General features: G+C 56.3%; 16 protein-coding genes. 5 read left to right on the forward strand and 11 right to left on the reverse strand.

What is annotated here, in order from left to right; translation table 11 throughout:
- Window positions 1–154 precede the first annotated feature (154 nt).
- The 3 genes from ASD95_RS12525 to ASD95_RS12535 all read right to left on the reverse strand — a co-directional run bounded on the left by ASD95_RS12525 (window position 155) and on the right by ASD95_RS12535 (window position 3,472).
- Window positions 155–1,099 (reverse strand): S-4TM family putative pore-forming effector, encoded by a 945-nt coding sequence (locus ASD95_RS12525; RefSeq protein WP_056722079.1) that lies wholly within the window; start codon window positions 1,097–1,099, stop codon window positions 155–157.
- Window positions 1,092–2,090 (reverse strand): SMODS domain-containing nucleotidyltransferase, encoded by a 999-nt coding sequence (locus tag ASD95_RS12530; protein ID WP_056722081.1) that lies wholly within the window; start codon window positions 2,088–2,090, stop codon window positions 1,092–1,094. Before ASD95_RS12530 ends, ASD95_RS12525 begins: the two co-directional genes overlap by 8 nt.
- A gap of 542 nt (window positions 2,091–2,632) precedes the next feature.
- Window positions 2,633–3,472, reverse strand: coding sequence for a hypothetical protein (locus tag ASD95_RS12535; RefSeq protein WP_056722083.1), 840 nt, complete (start codon window positions 3,470–3,472; stop codon window positions 2,633–2,635).
- A 568-nt stretch (window positions 3,473–4,040) separates the two neighbouring features.
- Between ASD95_RS12535 and ASD95_RS12545 the strand changes: the two genes are divergently transcribed.
- Window positions 4,041–4,259 carry a hypothetical protein gene (locus tag ASD95_RS12545; protein ID WP_056722087.1) on the forward strand — a complete coding sequence of 73 codons (219 nt, stop codon included), beginning with the start codon at window positions 4,041–4,043 and terminating at the stop codon, window positions 4,257–4,259.
- 50 nt (window positions 4,260–4,309) lie between these two features.
- On the opposite strand, the gene ASD95_RS12550 is transcribed toward ASD95_RS12545, so the two are convergent.
- Both ASD95_RS12550 and ASD95_RS12555 read right to left on the reverse strand, forming a co-directional pair.
- A complete protein-coding gene (locus ASD95_RS12550) occupies window positions 4,310–4,738 on the reverse strand; it encodes a DUF2628 domain-containing protein (RefSeq protein ID WP_056722089.1) in 429 nt (142 codons plus the stop codon).
- A gap of 231 nt (window positions 4,739–4,969) precedes the next feature.
- Window positions 4,970–5,731, reverse strand: coding sequence for a transporter substrate-binding domain-containing protein (locus ASD95_RS12555; RefSeq protein WP_409079159.1), 762 nt, complete (start codon window positions 5,729–5,731; stop codon window positions 4,970–4,972).
- Between the two features lie 390 nt (window positions 5,732–6,121).
- On the opposite strand from ASD95_RS12555, the gene ASD95_RS12560 reads away from it, so the two are divergent.
- The 3 genes from ASD95_RS12560 to ASD95_RS12570 are packed head-to-tail and all read left to right on the forward strand — an operon-like array spanning window position 6,122 to window position 8,414.
- Window positions 6,122–6,619: a hypothetical protein gene (locus tag ASD95_RS12560; protein WP_056722093.1), complete on the forward strand. Its 498-nt coding sequence runs from the start codon at window positions 6,122–6,124 to the stop codon at window positions 6,617–6,619.
- Window positions 6,616–8,028: a PAAR domain-containing protein gene (locus tag ASD95_RS12565; protein ID WP_056722095.1), complete on the forward strand. Its 1,413-nt coding sequence runs from the start codon at window positions 6,616–6,618 to the stop codon at window positions 8,026–8,028. Before ASD95_RS12560 ends, ASD95_RS12565 begins: the two co-directional genes overlap by 4 nt.
- A 17-nt stretch (window positions 8,029–8,045) precedes the next feature.
- Window positions 8,046–8,414, forward strand: coding sequence for a hypothetical protein (locus ASD95_RS12570; protein WP_223542390.1), 369 nt, complete (start codon window positions 8,046–8,048; stop codon window positions 8,412–8,414).
- 184 nt (window positions 8,415–8,598) lie between these two features.
- Here the strand turns inward: ASD95_RS12570 and copD are convergent, their stop codons facing one another.
- From copD to ASD95_RS12595, 5 genes are all read right to left on the reverse strand, one after another.
- On the reverse strand, window positions 8,599–9,522 hold the full coding sequence (copD, locus tag ASD95_RS12575) for a copper homeostasis membrane protein CopD (protein WP_056722099.1): 924 nt from the start codon (window positions 9,520–9,522) through the stop codon (window positions 8,599–8,601).
- 3 nt (window positions 9,523–9,525) lie between these two features.
- Window positions 9,526–9,909, reverse strand: a complete 384-nt coding sequence (copC, locus tag ASD95_RS12580) for a copper homeostasis periplasmic binding protein CopC (protein WP_056722101.1) — start codon at window positions 9,907–9,909, stop codon at window positions 9,526–9,528.
- 52 nt (window positions 9,910–9,961) lie between these two features.
- Complete coding sequence (locus ASD95_RS12585) at window positions 9,962–10,849, reverse strand: copper resistance protein B (protein WP_056722103.1); 888 nt, start codon at window positions 10,847–10,849, stop codon at window positions 9,962–9,964.
- A 10-nt stretch (window positions 10,850–10,859) separates the two neighbouring features.
- Window positions 10,860–12,551: a copper resistance system multicopper oxidase gene (locus tag ASD95_RS12590; protein WP_056722104.1), complete on the reverse strand. Its 1,692-nt coding sequence runs from the start codon at window positions 12,549–12,551 to the stop codon at window positions 10,860–10,862.
- 79 nt (window positions 12,552–12,630) lie between these two features.
- Window positions 12,631–13,359 carry a murein L,D-transpeptidase catalytic domain family protein gene (locus tag ASD95_RS12595; protein WP_056722106.1) on the reverse strand — a complete coding sequence of 243 codons (729 nt, stop codon included), beginning with the start codon at window positions 13,357–13,359 and terminating at the stop codon, window positions 12,631–12,633.
- An 81-nt stretch (window positions 13,360–13,440) separates the two neighbouring features.
- Between ASD95_RS12595 and ASD95_RS12600 the strand changes: the two genes are divergently transcribed.
- Window positions 13,441–15,195: a L,D-transpeptidase family protein gene (locus ASD95_RS12600; RefSeq protein WP_056722108.1), complete on the forward strand. Its 1,755-nt coding sequence runs from the start codon at window positions 13,441–13,443 to the stop codon at window positions 15,193–15,195.
- A gap of 128 nt (window positions 15,196–15,323) precedes the next feature.
- Here ASD95_RS12600 and ASD95_RS12605 read toward each other — a convergent pair whose 3' ends face one another.
- A complete protein-coding gene (locus ASD95_RS12605) occupies window positions 15,324–15,791 on the reverse strand; it encodes a hypothetical protein (RefSeq protein ID WP_056722110.1) in 468 nt (155 codons plus the stop codon).
- Window positions 15,792–15,874: the final 83 nt, after the last annotated feature.

Raw genomic sequence — 15,874 nt, forward strand, 5'->3', positions numbered from 1 at the left:
GTGCGTTTCATTTGGAAGTGTGATCGGCAAAGCGCAGTCCATTACTGTTTGTTGCGATAGACAGCAATCAGCTAGGAGCGGACGCAGGGTACTCGAGCTTATTACACCAAATGGCGTATTCGGATCCCGACATCCGTATAGTGACTGGCAGCTATCAACGGGGTGTGAATCTTTCCTCAAGCTGTTGGGTAGATTGGCGCATAACGGCTTCGTCTGAGTTTCGTAAAACTTTATAGAAGAAATCTGGGATTAACCAGTCTGATTTACGTTTAACGAATAATTGATCTTGAATAGACTCTACCGAACGACGCAAAGAATCCTCACTTGGATTTGTTTCTGTATTAGCGATTGACTGCTCGATACAGTCTAATAATCGCTGAGCCTGCTCAATAGAGGCTTTGTTTTCCTTTAGAGTGTTATAGCCATAGTCTAGCATTGGTCCAAGCAGTGCTGTCAGGTTGGTAAGTATCGCCGATATTGAAAGATCGAAGTACAGACATAGGGTTAGCGCACCTGTCAGAATAGCTATGCCCCCAATTATGATCACATAGTTAATTTTTTCTCTGAGGTTAGCGTCCCAATACAGCGAGGAGTTCTGACATATTAGAACTTGAAGATAATGCGGGATGAGGTCGGATTTTATGGCATACCAATCAAGAAGTTTAGCATTCGTGTGTTTTTGTAAGTACCATTCGCCGTGTCTGACAATGTCTTCAATCCGAGGGGCGGGGCCAGTCAGCGTAGTATTCCAGTCTAGTCTGAATAAACCTCTATCAAAAAGCTCCTGGATTTTTGCTGCTTTTTCCCTATTGGCGTCAATTCTGTTTCCTATTATGAGTTTGTCGATAGTAAGAACAACTATTGACACAATCGCTAACCAGTTAGAATGGTCTACTTGCGTGAAGCTGAATTGCTTGGCGAGCGCTTCACTGTTTAGTCCGATGGATAAAAATGTCAGTGTCGTCATCATGACGACATTCAGCATTATATATCCATTATTGTATTTTTTAGCTATTGAGTATAGGCGTCGGAACGAGGCAAGTTTTTGAATGTAGATGTGCTCATTTTGCTCTGTTCTAATGCTCATCGTTTCACCCATACGCCGGGAATTCTAAGCCGAATATTTCGCGCCAATTGTTGATTGAAGACTTACAATCTTTGTTTGTTTCGAATTGGCGTGCTTCCAGTGATTTCAAATAGTCTTGATTGGCTCTCGCACTTATGCTTGTCTTTTGCTCAAACGTTAACGTATTTAAATCACCTTGGAGTCCCTTGGGATCAGGAACTACTTGGTAAACAGCTGAAGAAATATGGCTGAAAAGATTTGGTAGGGAAAGATCTACAAAGCGAGAGCAGTCTGTGCGGTATTTGTAGTAGTTGAGAATAATGTTCTCTAATAGGTAGGAGCCCATTGTGTGCATGGTTGCACGATTATTCCAGTATTTAATAATCCTAATGATATTTAGTACGTTTCCGCTATTTTGCTGATTGATAGCGGCCGTTCTGTCTTTATCAATCCGTGGGTCAGCTTTCTTCCAGTCTCCTGTTCCATTCGGAATCAGATAGAAGCTTTTGCCGAAATATTCTACGGTTCTAAAGCACGGTGCAATATCAAAGGACCAATCTTTATTTATAAGATTTAAGAGGATAACCTCTTGCCTTCTATTGACCTCTGCGTTTCGGTACTGATATATGTTTTCTAGGCTCTTCTTAAACTTATTAAGTATTTTTATCGAGCTTATCGTTTCATTATCATCTTTCGTGTAGTGATAGAGATTGCTATCTGTATTCTCAAGCGTCAACGTAATGTTGTTGGGGTCGTAATCATTGTAGGTCGCACCCTGAGCCATCAAGCAAAAAAACATATCCACGTCATCTAGTGGTCTTTTTTTCGTGCGTCGGGAAAACGACCCGTAGTTTATGTCGGCTTCGGTGTAGAGCGCTGGGAAATAGTCGACTGACGTTTGGAGCCCTTGAATGCGTGTACGTAGGTTGTCCCTGTCCTGACGTGCTGCCTTAGTATCCTCTGGATCTAGATTAACCGTTTCCTTCAGGAATTCATCGAAAGCAGAGATTACAGTGGTAGCCATATCACTTCCCTAATTGAGCGAGACCCTTACCCGGATTGGATCATAGATCCCGTTTTCTGGCCATCACTGTGCCAGTCGTTGACAGGATTTCAGGCTCGTGGTCGGTCAGGCCGAATGCCAACGGGTGGCTAGTCCGTGCAATTACCTCGGAAATCAAAGAAACCGACAGCCCCTTAGAACTCTCAAACACAACCGCCAGAGCACGGAACCGTAGGGGAAAAAATTGTTCGCAGTCGCTGAGGGCCCACTACAACCTCCTGAGAATGGGTCAGAAGGTGTAAACCTTATTCAGGACGGGACAGGGTCAACATAAAGGGGGGAGGGCGGTGCTGGCCAGAAGCGTGACATGCAAATTCTTGGTAACTGTCACGAAACCGTCACCAGTCTCGCCTGACGCTACCTCGATACCGCTGGAGGCCTTGAAAATAGTGGAGCGGGTGAAGGGAGTCGAACCCTCATTATCAGCTTAGGAAACTGGTAACGGGGTGATTCAATTGAGGGGGCGGATTTCTGTTGGGCGTTCACCCTGTTTCTTTTCGAACCTACAATTCGCCGATCATGCTCTTGAACCTTGCACGATGTTCTTTGCGTGAGGCCAGTTCACTCACAAGGAACGCCAAGCATTCACTCGTTGCCTTGGCTTTCTTCAAGCATTCCTCTTCCGGAAGGTTATGCACTCCTTCGCTCAAAACCTGGTAAAGCTTGCCCAACGGATTGAGTCCATCCGGCTTGAGATGCCCTGGAAGCGCAAGGTTGGCGATTTTGATCTTTTCGCTCATAGGCGACTCTTCCCGCAGAGACTGAATTGCAATGAAGTTTTCGTCATCTCCCCCGGAAGATTTCAAGTCTTCCAGCAGCAGATCCAGTAAGCGGTAGATGTTATTTTCCACTATCCGCCTAAAGTATGCGAAGGCAGCGATACCGTACTCATGACTTAGGCAGATTACTGCTTTCTCATAGTTGTCGCGGTCACCCTTCAAGAATCTTTGCAGCGTTTTGTCTCGGGGTATATCCCCTCTGGGTAGTTGACCGTACTTCTGAATCGTTATCGTGCGATCGTCGACAATCTGCTCAACCATATAGATTCTGATCGATTTTCTGCATGAGACGCAGCTGAAAGAAAAACTGTGCTTCCCAGTACTCAAATACTGAGGGATCAGCATTGCTGCCGCCGCTTTATCAGCACCAGTGTCGCGTAGAGCATTATTATGGAATGGACGTGTCTGATCGCAAACTTCACAAAATGAGTCGATCTCTTCGATGCGTAGATTTTTGCGCGGTGTCAGCGGCAGCTTGAAGCGCCTTTGGGAATAAAGCGGAGCCGTCTCAAGGAAGGATTTGATACCGGCATCTGTGAGGTTGGGGAGTCCATCTGTACTCATTGAATCATCCACGCAAGGTTGGGAGGAGAGATAACTCTGGCTAGATGACCCTGATGGTCATGGCACCGGATCATAGCAGCGTCAGTGCCCGTAATCGGAGCACAATTTAGCCGCTTAAGATTCGGCACGTCGAAGGAAGGTATGTTTGGATCGGGGGGAGAAAGGAGAGATGTGATTGGTACGTAAATGGTACAAGGCGTTGAGCACGATCCTACGAGCCTTTGTTTACCAGAGCTTCATGGGTGGTAGCTCCAATATCGGCGCGACGCTGAAACGGCGGGAGAGCGAGGCAGGTGTGACGGTGGTTACGGACATGGGGGATCTGGAATCGGTGAGGTGGGGAGGTGGGGAGGTGGGGAGGCTGGGAGGTGGGGAGTTTATCAGGAATGGGCTTGTGGGGCGCGAACGGGTCCCAGGACGATTTAACGGGCGTTGCGTTGCCGACATTTCGACTGTTCCTGAACCGGAGCTGTCGCAGCGCTAAGTTTCATCATGCCTGGCCATTAACCTGCATAGGATCCAGGCCAAAGCACTTCAATCTGCTTCCACACCCACAGGAACCTGCAAAATGATCGCAAACCTGATCAAAGTCTCGCTGATCGCGGGCGTCGTGCTGTTGAGCGCCTGTTCGAGTGTGAGTACCGACGACCGTTTTCCGGATGACTCGCAGTCGTCTAACGGTTTCGGTCCAGGGCCGACCCACAACCCCAACCAACTGAATTTACATGGCAGTGCGCTCGGCAACAGCTTCGGCGAGTACAGTTCGGGGTTGTTGCGCGACGATTGACCGGTGGCGCAACGGTGGAGTGATTTCCACCGTTGCGCTTCGGGTGAGACTCAGACGAACCTCAAGCCTTCAAAAGGATTCCAGCCTTGCGAACCTTTTACCTGTTTCAGGTAGTAGGCGTAGTTGGCGCTCAATCCGTACATAAGTGCAAAGGCGACGTTCATGCCGGTGTCAAGGGCCTTGGGCGCTTCTTCATAACCCAGCAGGGTGAAAATCAATGCCAGGGCAAAGGAAAGGGCAACGATGATCGCGATGATTGCCAGGTTCTTTTTCCACAGCCCAAGTACGAAGAAATAGATCGGCCCGAAAAAAAACGCGATGAAGTTCAGGTTGATCAGGATGCGCTTGCGCGCTGGCAACTGTTTGAAAGCCGTTTTGAATTCGGGGCTTTTGGGGCTGCCGTGTTGATCAAAAAAAGCGAAACGTTCTTGCCATTTCGGGCTGGCGTTGTAGGTTTGCAATTCATCCGTGCTGCTCATTGTCTGTCCTTTTTTGAGGGGGCTGCTCGGTCGAGGCATCGACCGAGTTTTCGTTCGGTGCGTGTCAACGCGTCTTGCATATGACCGGCTTGCTACCGGTGCGATAGTAGTTTTAATCATGTAACGATATTTAACAAGCCATGAGGTAGAGCCTTGGCGGGCTGTTGGCGCGTCACGGCTTGCGGGACAGTCGATCAGGCGGCGGTCTCCATTTCAGTGGCGGGCACGCCGTTATTTACCCCCAGGCACCGCCAGCCACTGGCGCAGGATCTTCTGGTAGTTGCCTGTTGCCTTGGCCAGGTGCAGCCACTGATCGACGTACAGCTTCCAGGTGATGTCGTCGCGGGGCAGCAGGTAGGCTTTTTCGCCGTATTGCATGTAGTGCGTGGGGTTGACCGCGCACAGGCCCGGCTTGAGCTTCTGCTGGTACAGCGCCTCCGAGGCGTCGGTGATCATCACGTCGGCTTTTTTATCCAGCAATTCCTGAAAGATGCTCACGTTGTCGCGCAGTTGCAATTGCGCCTTGGGCAGGTAGGCGTGGACGAAGGCTTCGTTGGTGCCGCCGGCGGGTTCGACCAGGCGAACCGAGGGTTGGTTGATCTGTTCGACGGTCTGGTACAGCGCCTGGTCTTCGCAGCGCACCAGGGGGATTTTGCCGTCGACGTCGAGGATGCTGCTGAAGAAGGCTTTTTTCTGCCGTTCCAGGGTGACCGAGATGCCGCCCATGGCGATGTCGCACTTGCCGGCGAGCATGTCGGGCATCAGGGTTTTCCAGGTGGTGGGCACCCACTCGACCTTGACGCCAAGGCTGTCGGCCAGGGCGCGGGCCATGGCGATGTCGATGCCGGAATATTCGCCGTCCTCGGCTTTGAGGGTGTAGGGCTTGTAGTCGCCGGTGGTGCAGACGCGCAGTTGTCCCTGTTGCATGACGCTGTCCAGGTGCGAAGGTTCTGCCAGGGCGCCAAGGGAGAGTGCGAGCAAGCCGCCGAGCATCATTGCTCTTTTGATGTTTTTCATTGTTATCGGGCTTTTGTGCTGGAGTGGTATTGAAGCGGGGAGTGTAGTGAAGTTTTCATGGGTGTGAAAAATCCGGTTCGGGAAGATGTCGTTTTTTAGTTAACCCATCGGACTACGCTCGCACGCGAAAAAACCACACACACAGCGGGCCTCCACTGCGCAAAAAAAATACTTCTTGTAACTACCGTTGTAGGAAATGGGTTGTTGGTTATTGCGAAAATTCCTATTCGTTCATTTGGCTATGCCAGTGTATTGCTTTCAGCACGCACTCCACCGTCTTATTCGTCGTCGTCCAATCTTCTCTTTGCTCAGCACTTCTGCCGAGAGGGAAGGCAACTCAAACCGATGACGATAAGGAAGTGGCAAATGAATGCACCTGTGCACCCCTTGTATACCAACGAAGTTTCTCCTGAATTTCTCCGCAGTCTTGACGCCCCAAATTTCACTGAAGAGCGACTTGCGCACTTTTGCGACGAAGCTTTGGCAGTTGTTCGCCAGGGGCAGGCATACATGGAAGCTCATCCCGCTCAGGCCATTTACCGAATCGCGACTGAGGGCAGTCAAACCCGCGATGGCGGGGTGATCAAGCAGGGAGTTGCTCACCTGGAGTTCACATTAGAGAGCGGCCAGAAAGTACGGGCGGCACAGAAAGGCGACTACGTCGTGTACGCCGATGGGCGTACGGCGCAGATCGTCACGGGCGCGGGACAAGGAAATAGCGATGTGGCGCTGGTCGGCAGTCGTCTTTGCAATGGAGACGAGATCATCAACACCTTGCAAGGCGGTTGTTTGTTGGTGGGACGTGAAGGTGTAGCGATGGCCGAGGATTTTCTGCCCTCCATCAAGCAGGAAGAACATCAATGAACGAGGGACATTTCATTGGTCTGGATGACAAGACTACCTGTGGTGGCAAAGTCCTGGATGGTCATACCGGCGTCATGATGTTCGGTATCGCCCATGCCCGCGAAGGTGATCGAGTCAGCTGTGGCAAGGATGGCAAGACTTACAAGATCGTGGGTGGCATTTCGTACATGATCAGTCATGGCAAAGCCTTGGCGGGCACGCTGGACAGTCATAGCGATTGCCCCTGCAAAGCCCGGCTGATCCCTTCGATGGTCACGGCGACCTATCGCAGCGCCAATTCTGCACCGCGAACGGGCAGGAGCGTTGTGCAACCCGTTTCCAGTGCGGCAACCAGTCAACCGGCCGCGCCACGCCAGCCTGGTTTCGCCCCTTCGAACCCTCCAGCGCCTGCGATATTCGCCCGCGCGGAACCTCAAGAACCGGGCTTCTATGTGGTGCCCAAAAGCATGACCCGCGAGGCCATGGAGGCCACACTGTTCGCCACACCCGATGCCGTCGTGATGCGCAAGTTTCGAGCGCTCAATCCTGAGCGAGGCGATATCAAGGCCGGTTCGCTGATCGTGCTCGGCGACCCGAACAACCACTCCTGCACCTATCAGGAAGCGCAACTGATGCAGGCCGCGCAGCAGGTCAAGTTGGCCCTCGATCCCCTGACGCCGGACGAAGCCGAATTCATGTTCCGCCACGGTGCTGAAATCGCCAGTTTTACCGGCCGTACCTCGACCTGGCTTGGCGTCAGCGCGGTGGTGATGGAAAAACACCTGACCCGATTGCGCGACACCCTGCAAGCCATGGAGCGCCTGCATCAGGACAGCTATCGTCAGCATGGCCACCTGCGGTCGCCGCAGTTCTTCGCCGAGCGCCAGCGGCTGCTCGCCCAACTCGATGCTCATCTGCTGAACTCCACTCGCCTGCGTGGCCAGACTACCTTGGGCGATCACCCGAAGCTGAAGACGGCGCTCGGCATTTCCAGTCGCAGCCTGGTGCACCATTGGGACAAGGCCGGGGCGCCGGGGCAGATACCAGGGTATTCCACTCATGTGAATGCAATCAGTCGGGCTGCCAAGTACATGAGCACCGGTGGTTACATCGGGATTGGCATTGGCGGAGTTTCGTCGTTGCTGGCTATTCAGGAGGTTTGTGTTGGTGACTCTGGAACTGCGTGCGAGAAGGTCAGGTTTACGGAGGGAGGAAAGTTTGTTGGGTCCACCTTTGGTGGCGTTGCGGGTGCAGAGATAGGTAAATATGTCAGTGGACCTATCTGTCTGGCACTTGGAGTATCTACCGGAGTTGGAGGAGTTGTCTGCGTCGCGACCTTGATAGGTGCTGGAGCATGGGTGGGTACGACTTATATGGGGGATGGAGGTGAGTTAATGGGTGAAATTTTATACGAGAAAACCCATCCATGATGGGAAAGGGTTTTTGGATGTCTTGGCTAGCTTTTTGGCTTCTAGCCGGTCCGATCTTGCTGGCCATTGCGAGCACTGCATACAGTCTGTACCTCAGATGGCGTTACCTTGATGCCATGCTGGAGGCCTTAAAAAATAGTCGTTATGTCCACACCTGGGGGCCAGGTTTGCGGCAGCAGGGGTGGTTTGGGGGCCTCTTGCTAATAGCAAAAATCGCCGGGATGGTGACTATGCCAAGGGTTTCAATCCGCATTGGCGAGCTGGACCCCGAGGATATTAAAAACTTTCCCCCACATCTAAAGCGTCTTTTGAAAATCAAAGCGGTAATGCTGGTAGGCATTGCTGTTTGGGGATTCATTGCGTATGGGCTGATGAAGTTGGAGTGATATTTGGGGCTATCACCTCAAGCTTAAAACAGCCCTCGGCATTTCCCGTCATAGCCAAATGGACCTCTGTGACAAGGCCGGGACACTGGGCAAGATAAGTTAAAGCAGGACTGCGAAATTCGAACGGCACCGGAAGGTGCCGTTTTTTCACCGCTATGAAAAATCAACGCCCCCTAAAGATGGCTCACTCCATTTCCGGACTCAACGTCCCCAACCACGCCACCAACCCCACAATCAAAAACGCCGCGGCCATTTCCACTACCACACTGCGCCGAAGCGCATGGGCTGCCACGCGATACTGGCCCTCCCGCAACGACCGCTCCAGCAAGGGGCCAAGATGAAAGCGGTTTAGCGCCGCCAACGCCAGCATCCCGGCAAACAACAGCACTTTGATCGCCAGCAGAACTCCGTACTGGCTGAGTAAAACCTCATCGAGTTTCGGCCCGACGATGAACAGGTAGTTCACCACGCCCGTGACGGTGATGATCAGAACGACCAGCGCGCCGACAAGCTCAAATCGCCTGACTGCGCGAGCCAACAAGCGTATGTGTGCTTCGGTTTGCAGGGCCCGGGGTTGCGCCATCAACGCAAACGCCAGCAGCGCACCGAGCCAGGCGCCGGCGGCCAACAGGTGCAGGATGTCCGTTGTAAAGTGCCAGAAACGGCGGCTGCCTTCGTCCATGGCACCATGCCCGCTCCAGGCCAGGCTGGCGAGGGCGATGCCGCCGGCCGTGGCAGCGATCACCAGGCTGATGCCGGGGGCGCGAGGGTTGAGCATCAACGCCAAACCCGCGACTGCTAACGCAATCATCCGCACGGCCCAGGCCAACCCCATGTCTGTCTCGGACAGCATCATTTCGAGGTGAGGGCGCAACTCGGTGACGTCTGATTCGCCGCTCATGGCGCGGACCATCAGCACCATGCCGGCGACGGACAGCAGTGCGCCGAGCCCGACTGTTGCCGTCGACAATCGGTGGAAGGGAAGCACTGTCCCGGATAGCCGTTCCTGTCCCTTGAGGCTGTAGAGCCCGAACAGCGCCACGCCAAACAACAGCATCAAATCCACATACAACACAAACCGCAGCACGACGTTGGCCGAGTCGCTCATCGATCATTTCACTTTGAAGGTGACGTTGCCGGTGATCGGGTGGGTGTCCGACGACACCGCACGCCATTCGACCTTGTAGGTGCCGGCAGCCAGGGGGGCTGTCGGGGTGATGAACATGGTTTTTGGATCGCTGCCGCCGCTGACCTTGGCCTTGACCGGCATCGGGGCGTGGGCCATGCCGGCCATTTCGGTCATCAGCAGTTTGGCGCCGGAAAACTGGGTGACGAGGTTTTCCGAAAAGTGCAGTTCGATCTTCTCGGGTGGCGCACCTTCCGCGCCATCCGCTGGGGTGGAGGCGAGCAGTTTGGGGTGTGCCTGAGCGAGGGTGCTCATGAGCAGGCCGCTGAGCAACGCGATAACGACGGCGGTGGGTTTGATGATGCGCATGCAAGGTCCTTTACCGCTTGAAGCGGTTGTTGTTGATTTTAGGTGAGTCTGTTCAGAACCACATCCGAATACCGAGCACCAGGCGGGTTTCGCTGCGGTCCTCGTCTTCGTCGTTGGCGTAGTCGGCGGTGTTGCCGTAGGTGCGGTTCCAGGTCACGCCGAGGTAGGGCGCGAATTCCCGGCGGATTTCGTAGCGCAGGCGCAAACCCGCCTCGGTGTTGGACAGCCCCGAGCCGATGCCCCGTTGTGGATCGTTTTTGCCGTAGGCGTTGAGTTCGACGGTCGGCTGCAGGATCAGCCGATTGGTCAGCAGGATGTCGTAGTCGCCTTCCAGCCGCACGGCGCTCTGGCCGCCTTCGCCGATGAAGGCCGTGGCTTCGGCCTCGAAGTTGTACAGCGCCATGCCCTGCACGCCGAACGCGGCCCAGGTTTGCGGGGCGCCGGGTTTGAAGTCCTGGCGCACGCCGCTGACGACGTCCCACCACGGGGAAATGGCGTGGCCCCACAGGGCCTGGATTTCCGCGTCCTCGGTCACGCCGTTGGTGCGTTCGCCTTCGGAGCGCAGCCACAGGCGATCAATGTCGCCGCCGACCCAACCGGACAAATCCCAGGCCAGGGTGCTGCCGTCATCGGCGTCCTGCCATTCCAGTTTGTCGGCGAGGAAGAATGAATTGAGCGTGCTGTCATGTACGTGGTGGCCGGCGGGATCGGCATACACCGCCGCGCGATCGGCGTCGGTCAGCACCGGGATTGGCGTACGGCTTTCGCTGGGGGCGGCGGGCTGCATCTGGCCCTCGTCCATGGTTTGCATCTGATTGTCGTCCATGCCCTGCATCTGGCTGTGGTTCATCAGGCTGTGATCCATGCCTTGCATGTCATCGCTGGCGGCCATCGCCGTCGAGGTCGCGAGGGCCAAAAAAAACGGGGTGAATCGAATCATGGGGTGCACCTCATTCTTCCACGCGAACTTCACGGAACATGCCCATTTCCATGTGGTACAGGAGATGGCAGTGGTAGGCCCAGCGGCCGAGCGCATCGGCAGTGACCCGATAGGTGCGCCGGGAGCCCGGTGGCATGTCGATGGTGTGTTTGCGCACCATGAACTGGCCGTTCTCGTCTTCGAGGTCGCTCCACATGCCGTGCAGGTGGATGGGGTGCATCATCATTGTGTCGTTGACCAGCACGATCCGCAGCCGCTCGCCGTATTTGAGGCGCAGGGGCTCTGCATCGGAGAACTTCACACCGTTGAACGACCAGGCGAATTTTTCCATGTGGCCGGTCAGGTGCAGCTCTATGGTGCGGCCGGGCTCGCGGCCGTCCGGGTCTTCGAAGGTGCTGCGCAGGTCGGAGTAGGTGAGCACGCGGCGCCCGTTGTTGCGCAGGCCCATGCCGGGATCGTCGAGTTTCGGTGAGGTGGACATGGCTTGCATGTCCACCAGCGGGTTGTCGGTTTCCGAGGCCGGGTGGGACTGCATGCCGGGCATGTTGCTGTGATCCATGCCTGCCATGCTGCCGTGGTCCATGCCGCCCATGCCCATGTCCTCCATGGTCACCAGGGGGCGCGGATCCAGTGGCGGCAGTGGCGCAACCTGTCCCGCTTTCAGCGCCAGGGTGCCCCGTGCGTAGCCGGTGCGATCCATTGCCTGGGCGAACAGGGTGTAGGCCGCTTCGGTCGGCTCGACGATAACGTCGAAGGTTTCCGCCACGGCAATGCGAAACTCGTCGACGCTCACCGGTTTGACGTGCAGGCCATCGGCGGCGACCACGGTCATTTTCAGGCCGGGGATGCGCACGTCGAAGTAGCTCATGGCCGAGCCGTTGATGAAGCGCAGCCGCAGCTTTTCCCCCGGGCGGAACACCCCGGTCCAGTTCGAATCCGGCGCCTGGCCGTTCAACAGGTAGGTGTAAGTGGCGCCGCCGACGTCCGCCAGGTCGGTGGGGTTCATCTTCATCTCGGCCCACATCTTGCGGTCGGCGACGGTCGGCCCCCAGCCTTTTTCGCTGACGTCGTGGATGAAGTCGCCCACGGTGCGTTTGTTGAAGTTGTAGTAATCGGACTGTTTTTTCAGGGTCTTCATCAGGCCGACCGGGTCTTCATCGGTCCAGTCGCTGAGCATTACCACGTAGTCGCGGTCGTACTGGAACGGCTCCGGGTCCTTGGCGTCGATCACCAGCGGGCCGTAGACCCCGGATTGTTCCTGAACCCCCGAATGGCTGTGATACCAGTAGGTGCCGTTCTGGCGCACGGTGAACTGGTAGACGTACATGCCGCCCGGCTCGATGCCCTTGAAGCTCAGCCCCGGCACGCCGTCCATGTTCGCCGGCAGCAAGATGCCGTGCCAGTGAATGGAGGTGTTGTCCTTGAGTCTGTTGCGCACCCGCAGCGTCACCGTATCGCCTTCACGCCAGCGCAACAGCGGGCCGGGGATGCCGCCGTTGATGGTCATCGCGGTGCGCGGGCTGCCGGTGAAGTTGACCGGGGATTCACCGATGAACAGCTCGAAATCATTACCGGCCAGCACCTGGGGTTCGCCGGGGCTGCTGATCGCCCAGACCGGCGTGCGCCATAACCCGAGGCCGCCGAAGAGCCCGCCGATGGCCAGGCCTTTGACGAAGGTGCGTCTTGAAGTGTGGGAGTGCATGCCGTGTGTTCCGCCCGTCAGCCTGTTGAACTTGTCGACTAGTCTAGCGGGCGGTGCTTTCAGCAGGCTGAGGCGAAGATTACAGTTTTGACAGGTTGGGCGTCGTTTTCTGGCTTGAAGTGGACTTTTCCCTCGAGGCCACGGTGTCGCCGCCGCAGTTGATGTAGGACGACGACTTCAGCCAGCGTTGGTCCGGGTAGTAGGAAAACAGCAACTGCCCGTCCTTCATCGAATCAATCAGCCGGTGGGCAATCGCCGGTCTGACGGCGGGGCAACCCAGGCTGCGGCCGATACGGCCATTGGCGCGGGCCAGCACCGGGCTGACATAGGGCGCGCCGTGAATGACGATGGCCCGGTCAAAGGCGTTGTCGTTGAAGCCGGGCTCCAGGCCTTCCATGCGCAACGAGTAACCGTTCTGGCCGAGGTAGCTTTGCTGGGTGCGGAACAGGCCGAGGCTGGTGGCGTGGCTTTCGTTGCGGTTGGAAAACAGCGTGGCCATGTTTTCACCGCTGTTGCGACCATGGGCGACGAGTTCGTGAAACAGCAACTTGCGCCGCTTAAGATCGAAGACCCACAGGCGTTGTTCGGTCGAGGGCAGGGAGTAATCGATCACCGCCAGTCGTTGGGCGGGGGCGACACCCTGGGCGCGGCTGCATTGGGTGGCGCGAACGGCCAGGGCAATCACTTTGGCGTCGGCGCCGGGTGCTGCTTTGACCAGCGCGTTTTCAAGCGAATCGGCGTAGGCTGACGTTACTGAAAGGCACGTCAGTAAAATGGCAAATAAAAGGCCAAAGCGGTTTAGCGCCATAGTCGGGTCTCATCATGATAATTTCGAGTCTAGCAGCGAGTGGAAAGCTAGCCGTTTGAAACGGAGGATTAAGGATTATCCATGGTGCAATTAACAAGGTCATTCGTCATAAGCCGCATATTTTTTATGGGCTTTCTGATCAGCGGTGCGGCGTTTGGGCAAACTTCGCCGATTGAGCCGGTATCTGCGCCGAGCAGCACAATCGATGCCGCGGCGCCCGACGACGCGGTCGGCCAAGCGATTCAGGCGACGCTCGAACCGCTGCGCTCGGCCTTTCCGCCGTTGCTCACCTCCAGGCGCCATCAGCGTGTGGATGTCAGCCGGGTGGTGCTGGATTTCTATATGCATCGCAACTATCGCGCCGCGTGGACGGACGATCGTGACGTGGCGCAATTGCTCAAGAGCCTCGAAGACACCCGGATCGACGGCCTGAACCCATCGGATTTCCGCATAGCCGAACTGGCCCAGGCCCATGAATCGCTGGTGGCGGCCATGCCATCCACGGCGCAACGGGCGATGTTCGACATGGCGGCGACCCGCACCTTCATCACCGCGCTGCTGCAGCTGCGACGGGGCAAGGTCGATCCGTCGCGGCTGGACATTCACTGGAATTTCGAACCTGCCGGCGGCGATGCCCACGAAGACATGAACAATCTGTTTGCCGCCCTCGATGCCCACGACGTGGCGCGTGCATTCGCCGATGCACCGCCTCAGGAAGAGATTTACCGCAATTTGCGTGAAGGCCTGGCCCGGTTGCGTCAGGTCCAGGATGCGGGCGGCTGGCCGAAAGTCACCGAAGGTCAATCGCTCAAGCCCGGTATGGACGGGGTGGCGGTCTCACAACTGCGCGCGCGCCTGGTGGCGGGCGGTTACCTGGACCCGCACCTGTCGAAAAAAGCCGGCTACGACGATAAGGTCATTGCCGCGGTGAAGAAATATCAGGCCGAGCAATACCTGGGGGCCGATGGCGTGGCGGGGGCGGCGACGCTGGCGGCACTGAACGTGCCGGTCGCGGCGCGGATCGATCAGGTGCGGGTCAACATGGAGCGCGCCCGGTGGCTGTTGTACAAGCTTCAGGGCACCTTCGTGATCGTCGATATCGCCGGCTACAAGGTGGCGATGTACCGCGACGGTCTGCCGATCTGGCGTTCGCGGGTGCAAGTCGGTAAACCGGTGCGCAGTACGCCGGTATTCCAGGCCGAAATCACCTACATCACGTTCAACCCGACCTGGACCGTGCCGCCGACCATTCTCAAGCAGGACGTGATTCCAAAAGTCCAGAACGATCCGGGCTATCTGGCGGCCAACCGGATTCGCGTGCTTGATCGCGAAGGCAATGTGCTCGATCCGTCGAGTGTCGACTGGAGCAACCCGCGGGGCATCCACCTGCGTCAGGATGCTGGCCCCGACAGTTCGCTGGGGCAGGTGGTCATCCGTTTCCCCAACGACTATGCGATTTACCTGCATGACACGCCGCACCGCGAACTGTTTGCCAAAACGGTCCGGGCCACCAGTTCAGGCTGCATCCGCGTGGAAAACCCGCTGCAACTGGTCGAGTTGTTGTTCAACGACCCGGTGCGCTGGAACAGCGCCGGCATCCAGAAGCAATTGGCCAATGGCCGGACCGAGAACGTCCTGCTGCCGGTGAAAGTGCCAGTGTTGTTGGCTTACTGGACCGTGGACTTGAGCAATGACGGGCGGGTGACGTTCAAGCCCGACATTTATGATTACGATGCCAGGGTGCTGCAGGGCCTGAGTCAGCCTACGAAGTTGCCGGCCCTGGACTTGCGTCGTGCAGAGATACCGCTGGTGGTGACGGGGCAGAACCAACAGTAACGAATAACACCGGGCATTGTGGGAGCGGGCTTGCTCGCGAAAGCGGTGTGTCAGCGCGCCCTGAGGCGATTGACACGACGCCTTCGCGAGCAAGCCCGCTCCCACAGGATTTGCGGTGGGTGCCCTTTTTACAGCGCCAACCCTTGTTGCACCACCACAAGCAGATCGGTTTCAGTCAGCGCCACCGCATCTGCCTGCGCGGTGGCTTGCTCGATCGTTTGTAGCCACCAGTGTGTTTCACCGTGTTCATCCACGGTGCGCAACAGGGCGAGTTCATTGCCTGCGGTGTGGATTTCGACCCGCCCCTCGCCATCGGTGGTGAAGCGTGCAACCGGGTCAAAGGTAATGCTGTGCTCGTTGCCGGTGATCACCAACTGGTCGATGGCGTAGTCGTAAGCGTCGCCACCGGGGTGACTCTCGAACACGTGGGTGGGGTTGCGCCGCAGGACCAGGCCCGCTTCGGTCAAGGGCAGCAGCCAGGTTTCTATCCGCTGATACAGTTCGTAGACCAGGCCCGGCCAGCCATCGATCGCCTGATCCGCGCTGGTCAGCCGTGTCTGTTTCAATTTTGCAGCGAGCTCGTCTGCTTTGTTCATGTCGATTCCCTGTATTGAGGTCTGTCTAATCGTAGCTCGTTGATGCGCAGGCAGTGTTTGCCCTGGGTCATGTTCGCAGCTCA

The sequence above is a fragment of the Pseudomonas sp. Root71 genome, from assembly GCF_001429045.1.
Classification (GTDB): domain Bacteria; phylum Pseudomonadota; class Gammaproteobacteria; order Pseudomonadales; family Pseudomonadaceae; genus Aquipseudomonas; species Aquipseudomonas monachiensis.

Excerpts from the sequence above, each read along its gene's own strand:
- ASD95_RS12585 (WP_056722103.1), bottom strand. The coding sequence starts at position 10,849 with ATGATTCGATTCACCCCGTTTTTTTTGGCCCTCGCGACCTCGACGGCG.
- ASD95_RS12595 (WP_056722106.1), bottom strand. The coding sequence starts at position 13,359 with ATGGCGCTAAACCGCTTTGGCCTTTTATTTGCCATTTTACTGACGTGC.
- ASD95_RS12525 (WP_056722079.1), bottom strand. The coding sequence starts at position 1,099 with ATGGGTGAAACGATGAGCATTAGAACAGAGCAAAATGAGCACATCTAC.
- ASD95_RS12530 (WP_056722081.1), bottom strand. The coding sequence starts at position 2,090 with ATGGCTACCACTGTAATCTCTGCTTTCGATGAATTCCTGAAGGAAACG.
- copC (WP_056722101.1), bottom strand. The coding sequence starts at position 9,909 with ATGCGCATCATCAAACCCACCGCCGTCGTTATCGCGTTGCTCAGCGGC.
- copD (WP_056722099.1), bottom strand. The coding sequence starts at position 9,522 with ATGAGCGACTCGGCCAACGTCGTGCTGCGGTTTGTGTTGTATGTGGAT.
- ASD95_RS12555 (WP_409079159.1), bottom strand. The coding sequence starts at position 5,731 with ATGCTCGGCGGCTTGCTCGCACTCTCCCTTGGCGCCCTGGCAGAACCT.
- ASD95_RS12600 (WP_056722108.1), top strand. The coding sequence starts at position 13,441 with ATGGTGCAATTAACAAGGTCATTCGTCATAAGCCGCATATTTTTTATG.
- ASD95_RS12565 (WP_056722095.1), top strand. The coding sequence starts at position 6,616 with ATGAACGAGGGACATTTCATTGGTCTGGATGACAAGACTACCTGTGGT.
- ASD95_RS12560 (WP_056722093.1), top strand. The coding sequence starts at position 6,122 with ATGAATGCACCTGTGCACCCCTTGTATACCAACGAAGTTTCTCCTGAA.
- ASD95_RS12535 (WP_056722083.1), bottom strand. The coding sequence starts at position 3,472 with ATGAGTACAGATGGACTCCCCAACCTCACAGATGCCGGTATCAAATCC.
- ASD95_RS12570 (WP_223542390.1), top strand. The coding sequence starts at position 8,046 with ATGTCTTGGCTAGCTTTTTGGCTTCTAGCCGGTCCGATCTTGCTGGCC.
- ASD95_RS12550 (WP_056722089.1), bottom strand. The coding sequence starts at position 4,738 with ATGAGCAGCACGGATGAATTGCAAACCTACAACGCCAGCCCGAAATGG.
- ASD95_RS12545 (WP_056722087.1), top strand. The coding sequence starts at position 4,041 with ATGATCGCAAACCTGATCAAAGTCTCGCTGATCGCGGGCGTCGTGCTG.
- ASD95_RS12590 (WP_056722104.1), bottom strand. The coding sequence starts at position 12,551 with ATGCACTCCCACACTTCAAGACGCACCTTCGTCAAAGGCCTGGCCATC.
- ASD95_RS12605 (WP_056722110.1), bottom strand. The coding sequence starts at position 15,791 with ATGAACAAAGCAGACGAGCTCGCTGCAAAATTGAAACAGACACGGCTG.